We start from the raw sequence: 21455 nt of genomic DNA, 5'->3' as shown, positions 1-21455 counted from the left end.
TCCCCGCATCCCATATGCTTCTCACGTCCCCGACGCGCTGCAAAGCGCCCAGGCGGGCCCTTAGCCCTCATCGTCTAGTGGCCCAGGACGCCGCCCTTTCAAGGCGGTAGCACGGGTTCGAATCCCGTTGGGGGCACGCAACACCCTGTGCGAGACTGGTTCTCGCACAACGCTTGGTCCTGTGGAGCAGTTTGGAGTGCTCGCCACCCTGTCAAGGTGGAGGCCGCGGGTTCAAATCCCGTCAGGACCGCTTGCGGATCACTTCGGTGAACCGCGTGGCTGGGTAGCTCAGTTGGTACGAGCGATCGCCTGAAAAGCGATAGGTCGCCGGTTCGATCCCGGCCCCAGCCACTTCTCCGGGAGCCCCGCCCATCGGCGGGGCTTTCGCCGTTTCCTACGCCACGTGGGCCCCGGTCGCCGTCCGGCCGCCCGGGTGGCGGTGGCGCCACACCCAGAAGACCGCCGACGCCACCAGCGCCCACGCGGCCAGCACCAGGAACGGGAACACGTGCTGGTGCCCGCCGAAGTACACCGCCGTGTGCTGCGCGTTCACCGAGGCCCCCGGCGGCAGCCAGCGCCCGATGTGGCCGAGCACGGACGGCAGCAGCGGCCACGACACCGCTCCCCCGGACGACGGGTTGCCGAGCAGCACCATCAGGCCCCACGTCGGGATCATCGCCCACCGCCCGAACAGCGTGTTGAACATCGTGAAGACCATCCCCGACGTGAACATCGTCAGCGCCAGGATCAGCCACGACTCCACGAAGGGCAGGTCCACCGCGCCCAGCCACCAGTCCACGACCGCCGCGATGACGAACGCGCCGAGCAGCGCGTACAGCGCGGTGAACCCGATCCGCTCCGCCGGATTCAGCCCGCGCGCGTGCACGCTCAGCTGGATCGCGCCCACGAAGCCGATGATCACCGCGGCCAGCGAGATGTAGAAGATGGCGAGGCCGCGCGGGTCGCCCTCCTGGAGGGGGTTGATGTCCTTCACCGTCACCGGCACGCCGACCTTCTCGCCCACCTTGGGCGCGGTCTCCTCCAGGACCTGCGCGACGGAGGCCCCCGACGCGCCCGACACGTCGAGGGCCACCCGGCCGCCCGGCGCCACGTCGAGGATCGCGAAGACCTTCTGCTCCTCCACGTCCCGCAGCGCCGCCGCACGGGTGTCGTAGCGCCGCACCTCCAGGGAGGCGTTCAGCGCCTTCTCCATGCCGTCGAGGAACGCCTTGCCGCGCGCGGCGCCGTCCTCGCCGCCCGGCGGGTCGACGACCGCGGTGGGGATGTGGTGCGGCGTCGGCTTCGCCATCGAGTACGTGTACGAGCCGGCGAACAGGCCCGCCGCGGCCGCCAGGATGAACACCAGCACGATCGCGGGCAGGAAGGGCGACTCCTTGAAGGAGGCCCACCGCTCGCTCCGGGTGGGGACGCGCCCGTGGGCGCCGTGCTGGTGGTGCTCCGGTTCCGGCTGCTGATCAGGCATACGAATACGCTAAACCACGTATAAGTATCCTTCTCGCCCGGTATCGGCCGAAGCGGCCTGCTACCGCTGAAGTCAGTTCGTAGCCGACGAAACGGACTTCTCCGCGTGCGGTGCGTCCGGTGCGTCCGATGCGTCCGGAGACGGCTCGGACGGGTCGGACGGGTCGGACGGGTCGGACCGCTCAGCGGGCGCGTCCGGCACGTCCCGCCTCCGCCATGCCCGCACCCCGAGCACCGCGCCCACCAGGGCCACCACGGCGATCAGCAGCACGGAGTCCGGCACCGCGCGCCCCACGCCGCCCGCCCACTGCTCCACGGCGAACGAGTCGTCCACGTCCAGCAGCCCCGGCAGCGCCGTGGTCCCGTCGTACGCGAGGAAGAGCGCGCCGAGCGCGATGAAGAAGAGGCCGGACAGCAGCGAGGTCGTGTGCAGCTCGAACCGGCCGACCGTGAACGTGCGCCCGCGCAGCCACCGCCGCCGCCCCAGGTCGAACCGCTCCCAGAGCAGCGCGAGCAGGAAGAGCGGCACGGCCATGCCCAGGGCGTACACGGCGAGCAGCAGCCCGCCGTAGACCGGGCTGCCGCTGACCGCGGCCACCGTCAGGACGCTGCCGAGGATCGGCCCCGCGCAGAACCCGGCGAGCCCGTACACCGCGCCCAGCGCGTAGACGGAGAACGCGGTGGTCGGCCGGATCCGGCCCGAGAGCTCCGCCATCCGGCGCGAGGCGAAGCCCATGCCGAGGATCTGCAGGGCGCCGAGCCCGATGATCAGCCACCCGGCGGCGAGCACCAGCTGGTCGCGGTGGCCGAAGAAGAACCGTCCCGCGTACGAGCCGGCCGCGCCGAGCGGCACCAGGGTCGTCGCGAGCCCGGCGTAGAAGAGGGTGGTGCGGGCCACCAGGCGCGAGGCCGAGTCGACGGAGTAGGCGAAGAAGGCGGGCAGGAGCAGCGCGCTGCACGGGCTGACCAGCGCGAGCAGCCCGCCCAGGAAGGCGGCGAAGTAACCGACGTCCGAGGTCACTTGGCACCGCCCCCGGCGGACTTCGCGCTCCGGGCCGCCGCCTCGATCGTCTGCTCGAAGACCTGGTCGGGCTGCGCGCCCGAGACGGGCCGCCCGTTGATCACGAAGGACGGCGTGGAGGTGGCGCCGAGCCCGTAGGCCTCCTCCTGGTCCTTCTTCACCGCGGCCTTGGCGGCCGCGCTGTCCGCGTCCTCGACGAACCGGCCGACGTCCTTGACCCCGGCCTGCCGCGCGAGCTCCTTGAGACGGTCGGCGCCGAAGCCCTTCTCCTTGGCGCCGTCGGCGTACGCGGCCTCGTGGAACTGCCAAAAGCGGCCCTGCTCGCCCGCCGCCCAGGCGCCGCGCGCGGCCCGCTCGGAGTCCTCGCCGAAGATCGGGAAGTTGCGCCATTCGATGCGCAGGGTGCCCTTGTCGACGTACTTCTTCACCAGGGCGGGCTCGGTGTCGCGGGCGAACTTGCCGCAGAAGCCGCACTTGAAGTCGGCGTACTCGACCATCACGACGGGGGCGTCGGCGCGGCCCCGGGCGAGCGGGTCCCTCGCGTCGCGCCGGGCGAGCTTCTCCAGCTCGGGGTAGACGCCGGCCTGCGGGTCGGCGGAGGGCGCCCCGCCCTCGGCCGCCTCCGTCACGGTGGTGCCGCCGGACTTCTCCGGCTTGGTCGCGGTGTACGAGGCGAGGCCGAGCAGCACGGCGGCGATGACGACGCCCGCGCCGATGGCGAGGTTGCGGCTCTTCCTGCGGTCGTGCGCGGTCTTGCCGACGGGCGCGGACTTCTGGGCGTTCGCGGACTTCCGGGCGTTCGCGGGCTTCTGGGCGTTCGCGGGCTTCTGGCCGTTGTGGGGCATCAGAGCGGTCTCTCTTGTCCTGTTGTACGTGGTGTACGTCTGGTTGCGTCTCGTGCGGATGCCGAAGGGCGCCCGGGCAGGGGGCGCCCGGGCCTCCTACACGCGCAGGACGGAGAGATCGACCGGTGACGGCGGGTCGAGCGCGGGCGGCGCGCGGCCGGGGCCGAGCGCGGGGACGGCCTGGTCGGCACCGCAGGCGCCGGGCGCGGTGTGGGCGTCGTACAGGGCGGGGAGCAGCTCGGCCGAGGTCCCGGGGCGGGCCGGGGTGCCGGGCACGTGGTCCGCGTCCTGCGGGCTGCCCCTGCCGCAGCCGGGCGCGCCCTGTCCGTCGGCGTCCCGGGCGACGGGCTGTTCGGCGGCCCGCACCGCGACCGCCCGCTGTCCGGCGCCGGGGCCCGGCGCGGCCGTCGCGGGGCCGCCGCAGAGCAGTCCGAGCACGACGAGCAGCACCGCCACCAGGGGGCTGCACGGACGCGCGCGGGACAACATGCCCGGAATCGTACGTGCCGGGCCGCGCCCCGCGGGAAATCGGTTCGCCACTGCCGAGTCGCGGGTGAGATCCTGGAGGACGTATGTCTACGCAGCCTGCCCTCGCCCTCGACACCCTCGCCCCCCGTCTGTCCGAGCTGTCGCTGCGCGACGAGCACCGGATCGGCCGGCGGCTGGAGGGTGCGCGCCGGATCCGCAAGCCCGAGGCCCGTGCCGCCGTCCTCGCCGAGATCGCGGCGGACGTCGAGAAGGCCGGGGCGCGGATGGCCGAGCGCGCCTCCCGCGTGCCCGCGATCACGTACCCGGAGCAACTGCCGGTCAGCCAGAAGAAGGACGAGATCGCCGAGGCGATCCGCGACCACCAGGTCGTGATCGTCGCGGGCGAGACGGGCTCGGGCAAGACCACGCAGATCCCCAAGATCTGCATGGAGCTCGGCCGGGGCGTGCGCGGCATGATCGGCCACACCCAGCCCCGCCGCATCGCGGCCCGCACGGTCGCCGAGCGCGTGGCCGACGAGTTGCGCACCCCGCTCGGCGAGGCGGTCGGCTGGAAGGTCCGCTTCACCGACCAGGTCGGCGCCGACACGTACGTGAAGCTGATGACGGACGGCATCCTGCTGGCCGAGATCCAGACGGACCGCGAGCTGCGCGCGTACGACACGATCATCATCGACGAGGCCCACGAGCGGTCCCTCAACATCGACTTCCTGCTCGGCTACCTCGCCCAGCTGCTGCCCAGGCGCCCGGACCTGAAGGTCGTCATCACCTCGGCGACCATCGACCCCGAGCGGTTCTCACGGCACTTCGGGGACGCGCCGATCGTCGAGGTCAGCGGCCGTACGTACCCCGTCGAGGTGCGCTACCGCCCGCTCCTGGAGGAGGACTCCGACGACACCGACCGCGACCAGATCACCGCGATCACGGACGCCGTCGAGGAGCTGCAGGCCGAGGGCAAGGGCGACATCCTCGTCTTCCTCTCCGGCGAGCGCGAGATCCGCGACACGGCGGACGCGCTGAACAAGAAGAACTACCGGTTCACCGAGGTCCTGCCCCTGTACGCCCGGCTCTCGCACGCCGAGCAGCACCGGGTCTTCCAGCAGCACACGGGACGGCGCATCGTCCTGGCGACGAACGTCGCGGAGACCTCCCTGACCGTCCCCGGCATCAAGTACGTGATCGACCCGGGCACCGCCCGCATCTCCCGCTACAGCCACCGCACCAAGGTCCAGCGGCTGCCCATCGAGGCGATCAGCCAGGCCAGCGCCAACCAGCGCAAGGGCCGCTGCGGGCGCACGTCGGACGGCATCTGCATCCGGCTGTACGGCGAGGACGACTTCCTCGCCCGCCCCGAGTTCACCGACGCGGAGATCCTCCGGACGAACCTGGCCTCGGTCATCCTGCAGATGACGGCGGCCGGGCTCGGCGAGATCGAGAAGTTCCCCTTCATCGACCCGCCGGACCACCGCAACATCCGCGACGGCGTGCAGCTGCTGCAGGAGCTCGGCGCGCTCGACCCGGCGCAGAAGGACCCGAAGAAGCGCCTCACCCAGCAGGGCCGCAAACTCAGCCAGCTGCCCGTCGACCCGCGCCTGGCCCGGATGGTCCTGGAGGCCGACAAGAACGGCTGCGTGCGCGAGGTCATGGTGATCGCGGCGGCGCTCTCCATCCAGGACCCGCGCGAGCGGCCGGCGGAGAAGCAGGCGCAGGCGGACCAGCAGCACGCCCGCTTCAAGGACGAGACGAGCGACTTCCTCGCCTTCCTGAACCTGTGGCGGTACGTGCGGGAGCAGCAGAAGGAGCGCGGCTCCTCGTCCTTCCGCCGGATGTGCAAGGCGGAGTACCTGAACTTCCTGCGGATCCGCGAGTGGCAGGACATCTACACGCAGCTGCGCACGGTCGCCAAGCAGATGGACATCCAGCTGAACGAGGAGGACGCGCCCGAGCAGCACGTCCACCTCTCGCTCCTGGCCGGCCTGCTCTCCCACATCGGGATGAAGGACGTGAAGGAGTCCAAGGACAGCGACCCCAAGCAGCGCGGCGGCCGCAACGAATACCTGGGCGCGCGCAACGCCAGGTTCGCCGTCTTCCCCGGTTCGGCCCTCTTCAAGAAGCCCCCGCGCTACATCATGTCGGCCGAGCTGGTGGAGACCTCCCGGCTGTGGGCCCGGGTGAACGCGCGCATCGAGCCGGAGTGGGTCGAGCCGCTCGCCCAGCACCTGGTCAAGCGCACGTACAGCGAGCCGCACTGGGAGAAGGACCAGGCCGCGGTGATGGCGGTCGAGAAGGTCACGCTGTACGGCGTCCCGATCGTCACCGACCGCAAGGTGAACTACGGCCGCATCGACCCCGAGGTCTCCCGCGACCTGTTCATCCGCAACGCGCTGGTCGAGGGCGACTGGCGCACGCACCACAAGTTCTTCGCCGCCAACCGCAGGCTCCTCACCGAGGTCGAGGAGCTGGAGCACCGCGCGCGGCGCCGCGACATCCTCGTCGACGACGAGACCCTCTTCGACTTCTACGACCAGCGGGTGCCCGAACACGTCGTGTCGGGCGCGCACTTCGACTCGTGGTGGAAGAAGAAGCAGAAGGACGAGCCCGAACTGCTCGACTTCGAGCGGTCCATGCTGATCAACGAGAAGGCGGGGGACGTCTCCAAGGACGACTACCCCGACGCGTGGCGGCAGGGACAGCTCAAGTTCAGGGTGACCTACCAGTTCGAGCCGGGCGCGGACGCGGACGGCGTGACCGTCCACGTCCCGCTGCAGGTCCTGAACCAGGTCACGGACGAGGGCTTCGACTGGCAGATCCCCGGGCTGCGCGAGCAGGTCGTGATCGAGCTGATCCGCTCCCTGCCCAAGCCGATCCGCCGCAACTACGTCCCCGCGCCCAACTTCGCGCAGGCCTTCCTGGACCGCGCGGTGCCGCTGCAGGAGCCGCTGCACGTGACGCTGGCGCGCGAGCTGCAGCGGATGGTCGGGGTGCCGGTGTCGCCGGACGACTTCGACCTGACGCGCGTACCGGACCACTTGAAGATCACGTTCCGGATCGTCGACGAGCGGCGCAAGAAGCTCGCCGAGGACAAGGACCTGGAGGCGCTCAAGCTCCGGCTCAAGCCGAAGGCCCGCCAGGCGCTGTCGCAGGCGGCCGCGGCGACGGCGGAGCGCTCGGGCGGCGCGGCGGTCGAGCGGACCGGCCTCACCGACTGGACGATCGGCACGCTCTCGCGGGTCTTCGAGACCCGCAGGGCCGGCCAGCCGGTGAAGGCGTTCCCCGCGCTGGTCGACGACGGCGACACCGTCTCCGTACGCCTCTTCGACACCGAGGCGGAGCAGCAGCAGGCCATGTGGCGGGGCACCCGGCGCCTCATCCTGCGCAACATCCCGGTGAATCCGGCCAAGTTCGCCTCCGACAAGCTGACCAACCAGCAGAAGCTCGCCCTGTCGGCGAACCCGCACGGCTCCATGCAGGCGCTCTTCGACGACTGCGCGATGGCGGCCGCGGACAAGCTGATCGGGGACTTCGGCGGGCCGGTGTGGGACGAGGAGTCGTACCGCAAGCTCTTCGACAAGGTGCGTGCGGAGATCGTGGACACGACCGTGGCGGCGGTCGGGCAGGTGCAGCAGGTGCTCGCCGCCTGGCAGGCCTGCGAGCGCCGCCTGAAGTCGGCCGGCAGCCCGGCCCTCCTGGCGAACCTCGCGGACGTGCGGGAGCAGCTGAACTCCCTCGTCAAGCCCGGCTTCGTCACGGAGACGGGGCTGCGCCGCCTCGCGGACCTGATGCGGTACATGGTCGCCGCGGACCGGCGCCTGCAGCAGATGCCGACGAACGTCCAGCGGGACACCGCCCGCATGGAGAAGGTCCGCGAGATGCGCGACGAGTACCTGTGGCTGCTGGAACAGATGCCGCGGGGCAGGCCGGTGCCGCAGGACGTCCTCGACATCCGCTGGATGATCGAGGAGCTCCGCGTCAGCTACTTCGCGCACGCGCTGGGCACGGCGTACCCCATCTCGGACAAGCGGATCGTGAAGGCCGTGGACGCCGCGGCGCCGTGACCGGGCGGCCACACAGGGTGAGTTCGACCGCCGGGCCTGCGCTGCTGTACAGTCTCTTCTCGCAGCGCAACGCAGAAACAAGCGCCGCAAAGCAAGGTCCTGTGGAGCAGTTTGGAGTGCTCGCCACCCTGTCAAGGTGGAGGCCGCGGGTTCAAATCCCGTCAGGACCGCAGTAAAGGAACGGGTCGCATCCACCAGGGTGCGGCCCGTTTCGCGCTGTCGCCCTCCCACCGGAGGCCGCGCCCGCGGCGGAGCCGCCATCCCACACAGCAGATCCCGTCAGGACCGCAGTAAAGGAACGGGCCGCATCCACCAGGGTGCGGCCCGTTTCGCGTGCCGCCCGAGCAACGGGTCGCATCCACCGGACGCGGCCCGTTTCGCGTGATCGGGCTTTCGGTCGCCGGGCGGCGCGGGTGCCCACTCCCCCTGTGAATGCGGCCCGTTGCCGCTCCCGCATCTTGACTGCGTCACATTCCGCCGGTACCCCGGACAGCAGGGAGCCGCGGGAGGCTCCCCAGGAGGTGACGCATGTCCGCTTCTTCGGCTTCCTCTTCCTCGGCGCCCTCACCGCCCCCGGCATCACCGCACGAGACGCGCGCCCTGCTCCGCGCCCACCTCGCGGCCGCCACCGGCTACCGCCACCTGACCCGGCACTGCCCCATCTGCCACCGGCTGCTGAGGCTCGCCCTGGAGCCCTCCCAGCGCCTCCCCGGCGAACGCGAGGCCCTCGACGTGCTCCTGGCCCCCGAGAGCGCCCCCGAGAGCGCCCCACCCGGGCGCGACGAGCCCGCCGGGTCCGGCGAGCGGCGCACGCCGGAGGAGGGCGGCGAGGAGCACGGGGCCGGCCCGCCCGGGGAGCACCGCGAGCACCGTGAGCACGGCGAGGACGAAAGTCCCCCCAACGCATGACCAAAGCCGACGCGCGACCCCCCTCCCCGGTGGGAGGCTGAGAGCCGAGGGCCTGCGAATGCCGCCACAGCCCCTCTAGCGCAGGGGTATCGCGCACAACAAGCTCCCCGACGTGTGACGGGTGTCACCGAACAAGTTTTGGGAACCCCGGAACTTACACCCTTCCTACAACGGGCCAATTTAATATGTGCAATTGCACCGCCCCGAAGGCGACGTCCGGGCCCTCCCTCCGAGGACTCCCCAGAGCCGAACAAGGGCGCTCACGGACCGCCCACCAGCGCGCCTTTGGCGCACAAAAAAGATCGCGCTGGACCCGGCGGAGTCCAGCGCGATCGAAACGACTCACCCATGTGTGTCAGGCGTGGGTCCCGTTGGGGCAGGACCCTCGTCGTGTGTAGCCATATGTCGGACGTACGACCAGGTTGGGGGACCCGGCAGTAGTGCTGCTCTTCGTCCGAGTTGTGCGGGTTACTGCTGGTTGAGCGGTAGTTCAGGCCTCGCTGCGCTGCTGCGGAATACCCGCGAGCAGTGCGCGGACCTCGGCCTCGCGGTAACGGCGGTGCCCGCCGAGCGTGCGAATCGACGTGAGCTTGCCAGCCTTGGCCCAGCGCGTCACCGTCTTCGGGTCGACGCGGAACATCGTGGCGACCTCAGCCGGGGTCAGCAGCGGCTCGGCATCAGGGGTGCGAGCGGTCATGAGCGGCCTCCTCGGGAGAACCGAACCTTCTCGGTTCATTCCTCTAAATTCTGCACCTTGACCCGCGTTGCCCGAAATGGCGGACGCGAGTCGAGTCGGTTATAGGACGAACGGCTTGTCCTCGGCACTACAACTACACCATCCGTCCAGCCGCGTCGGCCAAACCGATGGAATTGCCCTCCCAGGTGTTCATCACCGACGGAAGCCGATGGACCATGCCATAGCGGACAGTCACGCCACAGTGACGATCAGTCACAGAGCGATCAGGAGTCAACAGACCCCCCATAGAGTGCAATGCTGAGCATTCCGCCCGTACTTGGGCGGAAGGAGCCCTCCCCGGACTCCTTGTCCTATTTTGGCATGAGGAGGGGTGATCGGCGCAAGGGCCCCGTAAGTGCGGTCCGTCACGCTTGAGGCAAAGGCCCGGATCGGGACCTACGTCCCGGCGCGATGTGACGGGGGACCGGCCGGACCCCGGACCATCGACTCCTCGGACCGCGCGACCTTCGCCCTCAGTTCGCGAACTGAAGGTCCCGGACCGCCCGCCATCGCCCCACGAGCCTTGCATATGCCTCGCCGGCCGCCTCGCCGTCGCCGTTGCGCAGGGCGTCGATCCCCTCGGCGACATCCGCCGCGGAGTGGTCGTCGTCGAGCTCGTCGGGGGAGACCGCGTGCACCAGCCCGCCGTAGTCGACCTCCACCAGCGAGCGCGGGTGGAACTCCTCCAGCCAGCGGCCGACGTCCACCAGGCCGTCGATGAGCGGCCCCTCGTCCAGCGCCTCCCGCAGCGCCTTCAGGCCGCGCGCCACCCGGCGCCGGGCCTGCACCATCGGCGTGCGGTACCTGAGGACCGGCGGCTGCCCCTCCCGCTCGTAACTGCGCTCCTCGTCGGAGACGAGCACGAACCAGTGCAGCGGCACCTGCCACGTCGACGTGCGGATCCAGGGGCGCGCGTCGGGGTTGCGGGCCAGCCACCGCTCGTAGTCCGCCGTCGTCTGGCGGCGCAGCACCGGCGGGAGCACCGCGTCCAGGACCGGGGCGGGCAACTGCTCCGCCAGGTCCCCCATCGCCTGCCAGCCGCGCAGCCGGGTCCGCCACGGGCAGACGCACAGCACCCCGTCGACCTCCACCACGAACGCGTCGCCGCTCTCGTGCACCGGCACGGGCACCGGCGGCGTGGACACCAAGTCCGCCAGCGAGCGGCGCAGTTCGTCCTGGCAGGAGGGCAGGTCGGGGCGGCGGGCATAGCGCGCCCAGTGGCCGCGCTCCGGCTCCGGGAAAGCGGCCAATGGCTCGTAGACACGCAGGTAGGCCGCATACGGGACCGTCACCGAAGACACCTTGGGCACGGCTGCTCCCTCCCCCGCGTACCGGCCGGAAAACACTGCACAGCCTGCCATGGCCGAACTCCGCCGCACCCGGGCCCGCGCCCGCCCGTGCGCCGCGCGCGAGTGATCCTCCGCAGGGGGCGCCCACGGGCGGTGGACAGCCTCTAGTCTCATGCCCACCGGGCCCCCGCCACCCGTACGGGAGCCCCTCCAACCGCCGCACTCGACCGGGAGTCACCACAGTGACCGAAGCAGACAACGGCGTCCTGCACACCCTGTTCCACTCGGACCAGGGAGGCCACGAGCAAGTCGTGCTCTGCCAGGACCGCGCCAGCGGCCTCAAGGCCGTGATCGCCCTCCACAGCACCGCCCTGGGCCCCGCCCTCGGCGGCACCCGCTTCTACCCCTACGCGACCGAGGAGGAGGCCGTCGCCGACGTCCTGAACCTCGCGCGCGGGATGTCGTACAAGAACGCCATGGCCGGACTCGACCACGGCGGCGGCAAGGCCGTGATCATCGGAGACCCCGACCGGATCAAGAGCGAGGAGCTGCTCCTCGCCTTCGGCCGCTGCGTCGCCTCGCTCGGCGGCCGGTACGTGACGGCCTGCGACGTCGGCACCTACGTCGCGGACATGGACGTCGTCGCCCGCACGTGCCGCTGGACCACCGGGCGCTCCCCGGAGAACGGCGGCGCGGGCGACTCCTCGGTGCTCACCGCCTACGGCGTCTACCAGGGCATGCGGGCCTCGGCCCAGCACCTGTGGGGCGACCCGGCGCTGCGCGGCCGCACCGTCGGCGTCGCGGGCGTCGGCAAGGTCGGCCACCACCTCGTCGAGCACCTCCTGGACGACGGCGCCGAGGTCGTGATCACGGACGTGCGCGAGGAGTCGGTGACCCGCGTCGTGCACAAGCACCCGTCGGTGACCGCGGTGGCGGACACCGAGGCGCTGATCCGCACCCCGGGCCTGGACATCTACGCGCCCTGCGCGCTCGGCGGCGCGCTCGACGACGCCACCGTGCCGGTGCTGACCGCGAAGGTGGTGTGCGGCGCCGCGAACAACCAGCTCGCGCACCCGGGCGTGGAGAAGGACCTGGCCGACCGCGGCATCCTCTACGCGCCGGACTACGTGGTGAACGCCGGCGGCGTGATCCAGGTCGCCGACGAGCTGCACGGCTTCGACTTCGACCGGTGCAAGGCGAAGGCGTCGAAGATCTTCGACACCACGCTCGCCATATTCGCTCGCGCAAAGGAGGATGGCATCCCGCCGGCCGCGGCGGCCGACAGGATCGCCGAGCAGCGGATGTCCGACGCGCGCGGGAAGTGACCGGAATCTGACGTTCCGGCGCCGCGCGACGCTTTGACAGGGCCCCGTCGACGTACACGAGAGACAAGACTCACCCCCGTCGGCGGGTCGCCCGCCAAGAAGAGGTTAAAATCGCAGTTGACCAGCGAGGACGGGGCTCCTCGCGGGTTGTGCGCCGAGGCGCGTCCTGCGGGCGACGTACCGTATGGCCGCAGGAGCAGGTACCGTGGAAGCCCTACGGACCGGTCTCTCCACGGAGAGCCCGTTCCAGATCATGAACGCGTGTCAAGACTCTGGGGCCGTCGAGCCCCGTATCCGAGGGGGTCGAGCCATGGGGCGCGGCCGGGCAAAGGCCAAGCAGACGAAGGTCGCCCGCCAGCTGAAGTACAGCAGCGGCGGGACTGACCTGTCGCGTCTGGCCAATGAGCTGGGCGCTTCGACTTCGCAACAGCCGCCGAATGGCGAGCCGTTCGAGGACGACGACGACGAGGAAGACGACCCGTACGCCCAGTACGCGGATCTGTATAACGACGACGAGGACGAGGACGACGAGTCCGGTCCGTCGTCGCAGCGCCGCGGCGCTTGACCTCGTTGCATACGCAGCACTGGTTGCCTACGCAGCATTCGCAGTTGGCATAGCAACTGCACCTCACCCGGTCCGGGGTGGATTCCACACCGGACCGGGTTTTGTGCTGCTCCGGGGGCCCGCCCGCAGGGGGCCCCGCCGGGCTACTTGGCGTAGTCACCGATCAGGGCGGCGCCCGTCGCGTGGTCGCCGCGGTCGGTGATCTCGCCCGCGACCCAGGCCTCCAGGCCGCGGTCCGCGAGGGTCGTGAGCGCCGCGTCCGCCGACTCCCCGGGGACGATCGCGATCATGCCGACGCCCATGTTCAGCGTCTTCTCCAGCTCCAGGCGCTCGACCCGGCCGGTCCTGCCGACCACGTCGAAGACGGCGCCCGGAGTCCACGTGCCGCGGTCGACGATCGCGTGCAGGCCGTCCGGGATCACCCGGGCCAGGTTCGCCGCGAGGCCGCCGCCGGTGATGTGGCTGAAGGCGTGGACGTCCGTGGTGCGGGTGAGCGCCAGGCAGTCCAGAGAGTAGATCTTGGTGGGCTCCAGGAGCTCCTCGCCGAGCGTGCGGCCGAACTCCTCGATCCGGCGGTCCAGGGACCAGCCGGCGCGGTCGAAGACCACGTGCCGCACGAGCGAGTACCCGTTCGAGTGAAGACCGGAGGCCGCCATGGCGATCACCGCGTCACCCTTCCGGATGCGATCGGGACCGAGCAGGCGGTCGGCCTCGACCGCGCCCGTCCCGGCGCCCGCGACGTCGAAGTCGTCCGGGCCGAGCAGGCCCGGGTGCTCGGCCGTCTCGCCGCCGACGAGGGAGCAGCCGGCGAGGACGCAGCCCTCGGCGATGCCCTTCACGATGGCGGCGACCCGCTCGGGGTGGACCTTGCCGACGCAGATGTAGTCGGTCATGAAGAGCGGCTCGGCGCCGCAGACGACGATGTCGTCCATGACCATCGCGACGAGGTCGTGGCCGATGGTGTCGTAGACGCCCATCTGCCGGGCGACGTCGACCTTCGTGCCGACGCCGTCGGTCGCGGAGGCGAGCAGCGGGCGCTCGAAGCGCTTGAGGGCCGAGGCGTCGAAGAGCCCGGCGAAGCCGCCGAGACCGCCGAGGCCCGCGACCTCGGGACGCCGGGTCTTCCTGACCCATTCCTTCATCAGCTCGACGGCGCGGTCGCCCGCCTCGATGTCGACGCCTGCGGAGGCATAGCTGGCACCGGTGGTCTCAGACATGGTTGTTGAGAGCTTTCGTGTCGTGTGTTGCGGATGCCTACGGGCGACGGATCGCGTCGGCCGCGGCCGTGGACGCCGGGCCTGCGGCCAGCTCCGTCTCCAGCAGCTGCTTGCCGAGCAGCTCGGGATCGGGCAGGTCCATCGGGTACTCGCCGTCGAAGCAGGCGCGGCAGAGGTTCGGCTTGTCGATGGTCGTGGCCTCGATCATGCCGTCGATGGAGATGTACGAGAGCGAGTCGGCACCCATCGAGGTGGCGATCTCGTCGATCGTCATGCCGTTGGCGATGAGCTCGGCGCGGGTCGCGAAGTCGATGCCGAAGAAGCACGGCCACTTCACGGGCGGCGAGGAGATCCGGATGTGGATCTCGGCGGCGCCGGCCTCGCGGAGCATCTTGACCAGGGCGCGCTGGGTGTTGCCGCGGACGATCGAGTCGTCGACGACGACCAGACGCTTGCCCTTGATGACTTCCTTGAGCGGGTTGAGCTTGAGCCGGATGCCGAGCTGGCGGATCGTCTGCGAGGGCTGGATGAAGGTCCGGCCCACGTAGGCGTTCTTGACCAGGCCCGCACCGAAGGGGATGCCGGACGCCTCGGCGTAACCGATCGCGGCGGGGGTGCCGGATTCGGGGGTCGCTATGACGAGGTCGGCCTCGACGGGAGCTTCCTCGGCCAGTTTCCGGCCCATCTCGACGCGCGAGAGGTAGACGTTCCGCCCGGCGATGTCCGTGTCGGGACGCGCCAGGTAGACGTACTCGAAGACGCAGCCCTTGGGCTTCGCTTCCGCGAATCGGGACGTTCGCAGGCCGTTCTCGTCGATCGCGACGAACTCGCCGGGCTCGACCTCGCGGACGAAGCTGGCGCCGCAGATGTCGAGCGCCGCGGACTCCGAGGCGACGACCCAGCCGCGCTCCAGGCGGCCGAGGACCAGCGGGCGGATGCCCTGCGGATCACGGGCCGCGTACAGCGTGTGTTCGTCCATGAAGACCAGGGAGAAGGCGCCCTGCACGTCCGGGAGGACCTTCATGGCGGCTTCTTCGATGGTCAGCGGCTTGCCGTCGTCGTCCACCTGGCCCGCCAGGAGAGCCGTCACCAGGTCGGTGTCGTTGGTCGCGGCGACCTGGGTCGCGCGGCCGTTCTCCTTGGGCAGGTCGGCGACCAGCTCGGCGAGCTGGGCCGTGTTGACGAGGTTGCCGTTGTGCCCGAGCGCGATGGAGCCGTGCGCGGTGGCACGGAACGTCGGCTGGGCGTTCTCCCATACGGAGGCTCCGGTGGTCGAGTAGCGGGCGTGACCGACCGCGATATGACCCTGGAGCGAACTGAGAGACGTTTCGTCGAAGACCTGGGACACGAGGCCCATGTCCTTGAAGACGAGGATCTGGGAGCCGTTGCTGACCGCGATTCCCGCGGATTCCTGGCCCCGATGCTGGAGGGCGTAGAGCCCGAAGTACGTGAGCTTTGCGACCTCTTCGCCCGGAGCCCAGACACCGAAGACGCCACACGCGTCCTGGGGGCCTTTCTCGCCGGGGAGCAGATCGTGATTGAGTCGACCGTCACCACGTGGCACGGCACCGAGTGTAGGCGAGATCGACCACTGGTCCGAATTGGGGATACAGACCATGCACGGACGGTGACGAAGGGCCCTCGCGCGCCCGGCGCCCGCCGGGTCGGCGCCGCGCCGGGTGCGTACCCCCCGGTAGCCCCGGGTAGCCCCCGGTAGTACGAAGCCCGTGTGAACAGCCGGGCACTTCCGTTGACACGTGACGGGGGTCCCGACCAGGCTCCTGGCCCATGCAGCCGCCCCTGTGCGACCTCCGGGTCGCCCTCGTGGAGCGCCGCCACGTCGACCTGGTCCGTGTCGCGAGCGCCATCTGTCGTCGCGCTGCCTGAACGTTTCCGCCCTCTTCCGCCCGTCTCCTCCCCCTTTCTCTCCGGGCCCGGGACGCCGTGCGCCGTGACGCCCTGTGAGCGTGGCGGGCCCGCGTGCCGAGCCCCGTTCAGGAGCGCTCTGTGTCTTCGTACGAATCCAAGCTGTCCCGGCGGGCCTTCGGCGGCGTGGTCGGTGCCTCCGCGACCGCCGCCGCGGTCGGGCTGCCCGCGGCACCGGCGCAGGCCTCCGCCCCCGACGCCCACGAGCGGCCGTTCCGGGCCGCGCCGCACCGGCGCGCCAAGCGGCCCAACATCCTCTTCATCCTCGGCGACGACCTCGGCTGGGCCGACCTCTCCGCCTACGGGTCGCCGCACATCAAGACGCCCCACCTGGACCGGCTCGCCCGTCAGGGCGTCCGCTTCACCGACGCCTACTCCGGCTCCGCGACCTGCTCGCCCACCCGCTTCAGCCTGTACACGGGCCGCTACCCCGGGCGCACCAAGGGCGGGCTCGCCGAGCCGATCGCCGACAAGTCCGTGGGCCTGGCCCCGACCCACCCCACGCTCGCCTCGCTGCTGCGCGACGCCGGGTACGCGACCGCGCTGATCGGCAAGTGGCACTGCGGCTACCTGCCGGACTACTCGCCGACCCGGTCGGGCTGGGACGAGTTCTTCGGGAACTTCGGCGGGGCCCTGGAGTACTACTCGAAGCTCGGGCTCGGCGGGGAGTACGACCTGTACGAGGGCGACGTGCGGGAGGGCGACGCCGAGTACAAGGACCTGCGCTACTACACGCGCATCCTCACCGAGCGGGCGAGCGCGTACGTACGGCGCGACCACGGCGACCAGCCGTGGCTGCTCAACCTGAACTTCACCACCCCGCACTGGCCCTGGATCGCGGACGGCGACGAGAAGGAGAGCGCGGAGATCGTCCGGCGGATCAAGGCGGGCGAGCCGGGCGCGCTGTGGCACCAGGACGGCGGGTCCGTCGAGAAGTACACGGAGATGGTCGAGGACCTGGACCGGTCGGTCGGCGAGGTCCTCAAGGCGCTGAAGAAGTCCGGGCAGGAGCGGGACACGCTGGTGTTCTTCGCCTCCGACAACGGCGGCGAGCGCTTCTCGTACAACTGGCCGCTGTCCGGCAACAAGGGCTCGCTGAAGGAGGGCGGGATCCGGGTGCCGACCATCGTGCGGTGGCCGGCGCGGCTCGACGGCGGGCAGGTCAGCGGCGCACCCGTCTACACCCCCGACTGGACGGCGACGCTCCTGGAGATCGCGGGGGCGCGCCCGCACCCGGCGTATCCGCTGGACGGCACGAGCCTCGCGCCCTACCTGCTCAAGGGCACGGAGCTCGCCGAGCGTGAGCTGTTCTGGCGGGTGCGCGGGGAGCGGGCGCTGCGGCGCGGCGACTGGAAGTACTACCGGGGCAAGAGCGGTCCCGACCAGCTCTTCGACCTCTCGGCCGACCGGCGCGAGCAGGCCGACCGGGCCGCCGCCGAGCCGAAGCTCCTCGCCGAGCTGAAGGCGGCGTGGGAGCGGACGGACAAGGGGCTGCTGCCCTACCCGGCGGCGTAGGGCGGGCCCGTCCGTGGTCGCGCGGGGCCCGTCCGTGGTCGTGCGGGGCCCGGTTTCTTAGCCCGGGCTTAAGGGGGTCCTAACGGGTGCCCGGTGGGGGTCCCAGGGGGCGCCGTGATCGCTAACGTCCGTCGGGCGAAGGTCGGTTGATCCCGCGCTCCCTCCCCCCACCCCGGAAGGCCCGTCATGCAGCTGTCCCCCCGCGCCCGCCTCGTACCGGCCGCCCTCGCCGCACTCGGCGTCACCGCCGCGGGCGCCGCCCAGGCATCCGCCGCCGACCGGCCCGAGCGCCGCGTCCAGGTCGCCATGGTCAACTTCACGGACAGCCGCATACCGGACGCGGGCACCCTCGAGAACGCCCTCAAGGACAACTACTTCGGTGCCGGCTCCTCCCTGACCTCGTACTACAACGAGGTCACCGGCGGCGCGACCACCTTCGAGGCGGCCCGCGGCGACGGCATCGCCGGGCCCGTCGACATCGACCTGCCCGCCGCGGGCTGCGACACCGGGAAGATCAACGACCTCACCCGCGCGGCGCTGGCCGAGCAGGGCGTGCCGGAGGACAGCTACGACCACCTGTCCCTGGTCTTCCCCGCGGAGAAGGCCGGCTGCGACTGGCTCGCGCTCGGCACCGTCGGCGGCGGCACGACCTGGATGCCGGTCGGCGCCGACGGCAAGATGTCGATGACCGCCCTGGTCCACGAGTTCGGGCACAACTTCGGCTACAGCCACCACATGCGGCTGCGCTGCCCCGACGGCGACCTCGGCGCGGGCTGCAAGGAGGACGGCACCAGCCACAAGACCCCGATGGGCGGGGGCGGCTGGGAGGCCGGGCTGACCTCGCCCGAGCTGCTCCACAACTCCTGGCTGACCGGCGACGAGGCCAAGCGGGTCGGCGCGTCCGGGACATACGAACTGCGCCCGCTGTACGGCAAGGGCGGCGGGGTCCGCGCGCTCGACATCCCGCTCGGCGACGACCGTCTGGTCGTGGAACTGCGGCACGGGTCCGGCACCCTCGACGGCGAGATCCAGGGCGTGCACGCCTACCGGGTGCCCGGCGGCGACTACGCCAAGTCGGCGCTGATCGACCCGACCCCGGACGCCGACGAGTCCACCGGCGGCGACGCGCCGGCCGACGCGGACGCCCTCGCGGCGGGGACGCGGCTGACCGACACCGCGCGGAAGGTCGAGGTCGAGGTGGTCAAGGCCGGGGCGGACGCGGCGACGGTGTCGGTGAGCCTGGACGGGGTGGCGGCCCCGGAGAGCGCGGCGTCCGGGGCGGGGCCGGACACCGATGCCCCGGCGCGTACGGAGGCGGAGGCGGGCGGTGCCGGGACGGGGGCCGGGAGCGGTGCCGGTACGGACGCGGCCGACGGCGTGCGGCCCGCGGGCGGCACGTCCGAACTGGCCGAGACCGGCGCAGACTCGGGCACCTCGGTCCCGGCGACGGTCGGCGGCGGGCTGCTGCTCGCGATCGGAGCGGCGTTCGTGCTGAGGTCCCGCCGCCGGACGGCCGCCGCTACTTCTCCGCGCTCTTCGCGTCGGTCTTCCCGTCGCTCTTCCGGTCGCTCTTCCGGTCGCTCTTCCCGTCGGCACTCGCGCTGACCACGGTGCCGTCGTCGGCGGTCAGCCGCAGCGTGTCGCGCGCGACCTCGTAGCGCACCTGGCCGCCGAAGAGTTCGAGCAGCTTGCGCTCGGTCCTCATCGCGTCCCCCGGGCACATCTTCCGGGTGGTCGCGGCCGGGCCGAGGGTGATGCGGCCGTCGGCGGCCTCGGCCTTCGCGGTCACGTCGTTGCAGCCGAGGTTGCCGCGCACCTTGCCGTCCGCGAAGGTCAGATGGACCTTGTCCGTCAGGGCCTTCGGCAGGGCCGCCGCGGTCCGGTCGTCGCCGATGCCGCGCACCGTCCACTTGGTGCCGGTGAGCGGGGCGTCCGGCTCGGCGGGCTGCGAGGAGAGGTTCACGCGGTCTCCCTTGGCGGTGGTCAGGGTCATCCGGTCGCCGTCGACCTTCGCGGTGAACTTCCCCGCGCCGAGGGCGCGTACGAAGCGCTTCTCGAAGGCCATCCGGTCCTCGTCCGCGCACGCCCGCTTCGTCATGAGCGGCGTGCCGAAGTCCACGGTGTCGCCCTTGACCGACACGTCGGAGCCGACGCGGTTGCAGCCGTAGCTGCCGCCGGCCCGTCCGTTCTTGCCGATCTTCAGGTACACGTCCTCGGGGGCCCGGTGCTCGGTGCCGCCCAGGGTGAGACTCTCGACGTTCCAGCGGACGCCGGTCAGGCGCTGCGCGCTTCCCGCGGAGCGGCTGCCGGAGTCGCCTTCGGAGCCGGCTCCCGACTCGGTGCCGCATGCGGTGAGCAGCAGCCCGGCGGAGGCCAGCGCGGTCAGGGTGAGGGTCAGACGCTGCGTGTGCATGACGATGTGACGGGACACGTGGGGGTGCCGGTTCCATCGGCCGGTCCCCCGCGCCCCTCCCGTCACCCGGCGAGCGCGCGTCCCGTCACCCGGCGAGCGCGCGTCCCGTCACCCGGCGAGCGCGCGTCCCGTCACCGCTCACCCCATGATCGGCAGCAGCCCCGAGAGGTCCGCCCGTTCGCCGCTCGCGCTGACCCGCGCCACGTCGAGCGCGCTCGCCCAGTCCGTACGCCCGGTCGCGAGGCGGATCCAGGTGAGCGGGTCGGTCTCGACGACGTTGGGCGGGGTGCCGCGGGTGTGCCGGGGGCCCGCCACGCACTGCACCACCGCGTAGGGCGGGATCCGCACCTCGGTGGACGCGCCGGGCGCCTTCACCGCGAGGGCGTCGGCGAGCAGCCGGACGCAGGCGCCCAGGGCCTTGCGGTCGTACGGGACGTCGAGGCCCGGCACCGCGTCGTTCAGGTCGTCGGTGTGGACGACCAGTTCGACGGCCCGGGTGACCAGGAAGTCGGCGAGGGTCATGGCGCCGAAGCGGGAGGGGACCAGGCGGGTGTCGGGGGCGTCCTGGAGGCTCGCGCCGATGCCCGCGGCCGTGCGCGCGAACAGCTCGTCCAGGTCGGCGCCGTCCGCGGCGGCCCGGGTGTCCTCGTCGACGCGGGCGGCGGCGGTGACGGTCGCGAACGGCCAGTCCATGAGCGGCACTTCGTGGCGCCCGGGCTCGGCCTGGTCCAGGGCGCGGTGCAGGGTGCCGAGCACCGCCGCGAGGTGGGCCGCCAGCTCGCGCACGGTCCACGCGCCGAGCCGCGTCGGACGGGCGAGCTGCTCGGGGGTGAGGGTGCGCACCGCCTCCCGTACATGGCCGAACTGGGCGAGGACGGCGGTGCGGGTCTTGGCGGGGTCGTACGCGCGCGTGCGCTTCTTGGCCGGGGGCATGGTGCCGAGCCTAGGACGTGTTTCGAAAGTCCCGTCTGCCCTGCGGGCGGACGACGCCACTTTCGAAACACGCCCTAGGCGCTCCTCGGGTACCCCTGGAGTCCCTTTTCGACCAGGTCGAAGGCGCGCTCGGCGAGGGCCGCGCAGTCGTCCGCCATGTCCTCGGCCCGGTCGCCCGCGAGCAGCCTGCGGTGGTTCTCCAGGATGACCGCGTCCCGGGCGGCGACGAGCTGCTGGGCGGCGACGCCCGCGAGCAGCCGGTCGCCGGTCTCCTCAGCGAGGACGTCGGCGAGGAGTTCCACCCCGCGCATCTGGAAGATCAGCGTGCGGCGGGCGAGGGCGGGGGTGTCGCTGATGAGCCGCCGCATCTGGAGCAGCCGCGGGTCGTCGGACAGGCCGATGGAGGGGTCGCGTCCGGCGACCCTGGCGAGGAACTGGCGGCGCAGCGCGTCCACCGCCGACTCCCCGGGTCCGCGTCCGCGCACCGCGTCGGCGGCGTCGGCGACGTGCTCCTCCATCGGGCCGAGGAGCACGTCCTCCTTGGTGCCGAAGTAGTTGAAGACCGTCATCTTGGAGACGTCCGCGGCGGCCGCGATCTCCGCGACGGAGACCTTGTCGAAGCCGCGTTCCAGGCAGAGGTCGAGCGCGCTGCGCCAGATCCGCGACGCGGTCTGCCGCTTCTTGCGCGCGCGCAGCCCCAGCGCTTCCTCAGCCATGCCGTGCTTCCTCCGCCATGCG

18 protein-coding genes and 4 tRNA genes are annotated in these 21455 nt (G+C 71.5%); 11 read left to right on the top strand and 11 right to left on the bottom strand.

Going from position 1 to position 21455, the window contains the following annotated elements; translation table 11 throughout:
- The first annotated feature begins 63 nt into the window (after positions 1-63).
- The 3 genes from ACFYXE_RS18615 (at position 64) to ACFYXE_RS18605 (ending at position 351) form a co-directional block, all read left to right on the top strand.
- A tRNA-Glu gene (locus ACFYXE_RS18615) sits at positions 64-136 on the top strand.
- A gap of 39 nt (positions 137-175) precedes the next feature.
- Positions 176-250, top strand: a tRNA-Asp gene (locus tag ACFYXE_RS18610).
- A gap of 27 nt (positions 251-277) precedes the next feature.
- Positions 278-351 (top strand) — tRNA-Phe (locus tag ACFYXE_RS18605).
- Between the two features lie 43 nt (positions 352-394).
- Here ACFYXE_RS18605 and ACFYXE_RS18600 read toward each other — a convergent pair.
- The 4 genes from ACFYXE_RS18600 to ACFYXE_RS18585 form a co-directional block, all read right to left on the bottom strand.
- Positions 395-1483 (bottom strand): ABC transporter permease, encoded by a 1089-nt coding sequence (locus tag ACFYXE_RS18600; protein WP_389313575.1) that lies wholly within the window; start codon positions 1481-1483, stop codon positions 395-397.
- Between the two features lie 72 nt (positions 1484-1555).
- Positions 1556-2503: a cytochrome c biogenesis CcdA family protein gene (locus ACFYXE_RS18595; RefSeq protein ID WP_389313573.1), complete on the bottom strand. Its 948-nt coding sequence runs from the start codon at positions 2501-2503 to the stop codon at positions 1556-1558.
- Entirely contained in the window at positions 2500-3348 is an 849-nt protein-coding gene (locus tag ACFYXE_RS18590) for a DsbA family protein (RefSeq protein ID WP_389313571.1), read from the bottom strand. Before ACFYXE_RS18590 ends, ACFYXE_RS18595 begins: the two co-directional genes overlap by 4 nt.
- Before the next feature lie 96 nt (positions 3349-3444).
- A complete protein-coding gene (locus ACFYXE_RS18585) occupies positions 3445-3837 on the bottom strand; it encodes a hypothetical protein (RefSeq protein ID WP_361172982.1) in 393 nt (130 codons plus the stop codon).
- 83 nt (positions 3838-3920) lie between these two features.
- On the opposite strand from ACFYXE_RS18585, the gene hrpA reads away from it, so the two are divergent.
- From hrpA to ACFYXE_RS18570, 3 genes are all read left to right on the top strand, one after another.
- Positions 3921-7889, top strand: coding sequence for an ATP-dependent RNA helicase HrpA (gene hrpA / locus ACFYXE_RS18580; RefSeq protein ID WP_389313569.1), 3969 nt, complete (start codon positions 3921-3923; stop codon positions 7887-7889).
- A 95-nt stretch (positions 7890-7984) separates the two neighbouring features.
- Positions 7985-8059: transfer RNA gene (locus tag ACFYXE_RS18575), tRNA-Asp, on the top strand.
- Between the two features lie 358 nt (positions 8060-8417).
- A complete protein-coding gene (locus ACFYXE_RS18570) occupies positions 8418-8798 on the top strand; it encodes a DUF6274 family protein (RefSeq protein ID WP_389313567.1) in 381 nt (126 codons plus the stop codon).
- Between the two features lie 490 nt (positions 8799-9288).
- Here the strand turns inward: ACFYXE_RS18570 and bldC are convergent, their stop codons facing one another.
- Together bldC and ACFYXE_RS18560 are read right to left on the bottom strand one after the other, a co-directional pair.
- Positions 9289-9495 carry a developmental transcriptional regulator BldC gene (bldC, locus tag ACFYXE_RS18565; protein WP_003949541.1) on the bottom strand — a complete coding sequence of 69 codons (207 nt, stop codon included), beginning with the start codon at positions 9493-9495 and terminating at the stop codon, positions 9289-9291.
- A 512-nt stretch (positions 9496-10007) separates the two neighbouring features.
- The gene (locus tag ACFYXE_RS18560; RefSeq protein ID WP_389313565.1) at positions 10008-10844 is read right to left on the bottom strand and encodes a hypothetical protein; all 837 of its coding nucleotides are present in this window, start codon (positions 10842-10844) and stop codon (positions 10008-10010) included.
- A gap of 221 nt (positions 10845-11065) precedes the next feature.
- Here ACFYXE_RS18560 and ACFYXE_RS18555 point away from each other — a divergent pair, with 221 nt between their 5' ends.
- Both ACFYXE_RS18555 and ACFYXE_RS18550 read left to right on the top strand, forming a co-directional pair.
- Positions 11066-12148: a Leu/Phe/Val dehydrogenase gene (locus ACFYXE_RS18555; protein ID WP_389313563.1), complete on the top strand. Its 1083-nt coding sequence runs from the start codon at positions 11066-11068 to the stop codon at positions 12146-12148.
- Between the two features lie 310 nt (positions 12149-12458).
- Positions 12459-12713, top strand: a complete 255-nt coding sequence (locus ACFYXE_RS18550) for a DUF3073 domain-containing protein (protein ID WP_389313561.1) — start codon at positions 12459-12461, stop codon at positions 12711-12713.
- Between the two features lie 143 nt (positions 12714-12856).
- Here the strand turns inward: ACFYXE_RS18550 and purM are convergent, their stop codons facing one another.
- Together purM and purF are read right to left on the bottom strand one after the other, a co-directional pair.
- Positions 12857-13930, bottom strand: a complete 1074-nt coding sequence (gene purM / locus ACFYXE_RS18545; RefSeq protein WP_389313559.1) for a phosphoribosylformylglycinamidine cyclo-ligase — start codon at positions 13928-13930, stop codon at positions 12857-12859.
- Between the two features lie 37 nt (positions 13931-13967).
- Positions 13968-15494 carry an amidophosphoribosyltransferase gene (gene purF / locus ACFYXE_RS18540; RefSeq protein WP_361172962.1) on the bottom strand — a complete coding sequence of 509 codons (1527 nt, stop codon included), beginning with the start codon at positions 15492-15494 and terminating at the stop codon, positions 13968-13970.
- Between the two features lie 224 nt (positions 15495-15718).
- On the opposite strand from purF, the gene ACFYXE_RS18535 reads away from it, so the two are divergent.
- From ACFYXE_RS18535 to ACFYXE_RS18525, 3 genes are all read left to right on the top strand, one after another.
- Positions 15719-15817 carry a putative leader peptide gene (locus ACFYXE_RS18535; RefSeq protein ID WP_361172960.1) on the top strand — a complete coding sequence of 33 codons (99 nt, stop codon included), beginning with the start codon at positions 15719-15721 and terminating at the stop codon, positions 15815-15817.
- A 120-nt stretch (positions 15818-15937) separates the two neighbouring features.
- Positions 15938-17371, top strand: coding sequence for a sulfatase (locus ACFYXE_RS18530; RefSeq protein WP_389313556.1), 1434 nt, complete (start codon positions 15938-15940; stop codon positions 17369-17371).
- 186 nt (positions 17372-17557) lie between these two features.
- Positions 17558-18976: an LPXTG cell wall anchor domain-containing protein gene (locus tag ACFYXE_RS18525; RefSeq protein ID WP_389313554.1), complete on the top strand. Its 1419-nt coding sequence runs from the start codon at positions 17558-17560 to the stop codon at positions 18974-18976.
- Here ACFYXE_RS18525 and ACFYXE_RS18520 read toward each other — a convergent pair.
- The 3 genes from ACFYXE_RS18520 to ACFYXE_RS18510 all read right to left on the bottom strand — a co-directional run bounded on the left by ACFYXE_RS18520 (position 18891) and on the right by ACFYXE_RS18510 (position 21433).
- Positions 18891-19802, bottom strand: a complete 912-nt coding sequence (locus ACFYXE_RS18520) for an META domain-containing protein (protein WP_389313552.1) — start codon at positions 19800-19802, stop codon at positions 18891-18893. The genes ACFYXE_RS18525 and ACFYXE_RS18520 overlap by 86 nt on opposite strands.
- A gap of 120 nt (positions 19803-19922) precedes the next feature.
- Complete coding sequence (locus ACFYXE_RS18515; protein ID WP_389313550.1) at positions 19923-20717, bottom strand: sterol carrier family protein; 795 nt, start codon at positions 20715-20717, stop codon at positions 19923-19925.
- A 74-nt stretch (positions 20718-20791) separates the two neighbouring features.
- Positions 20792-21433, bottom strand: a complete 642-nt coding sequence (locus ACFYXE_RS18510; RefSeq protein ID WP_389313548.1) for a TetR/AcrR family transcriptional regulator — start codon at positions 21431-21433, stop codon at positions 20792-20794.
- Positions 21434-21455: the final 22 nt, after the last annotated feature.

The sequence above is a fragment of the Streptomyces sp. NPDC002564 genome (assembly GCF_042889645.1).
GTDB lineage: Bacteria > Actinomycetota > Actinomycetes > Streptomycetales > Streptomycetaceae > Streptomyces.
This window is presented reverse-complemented; position numbering and strand designations above follow the sequence as displayed.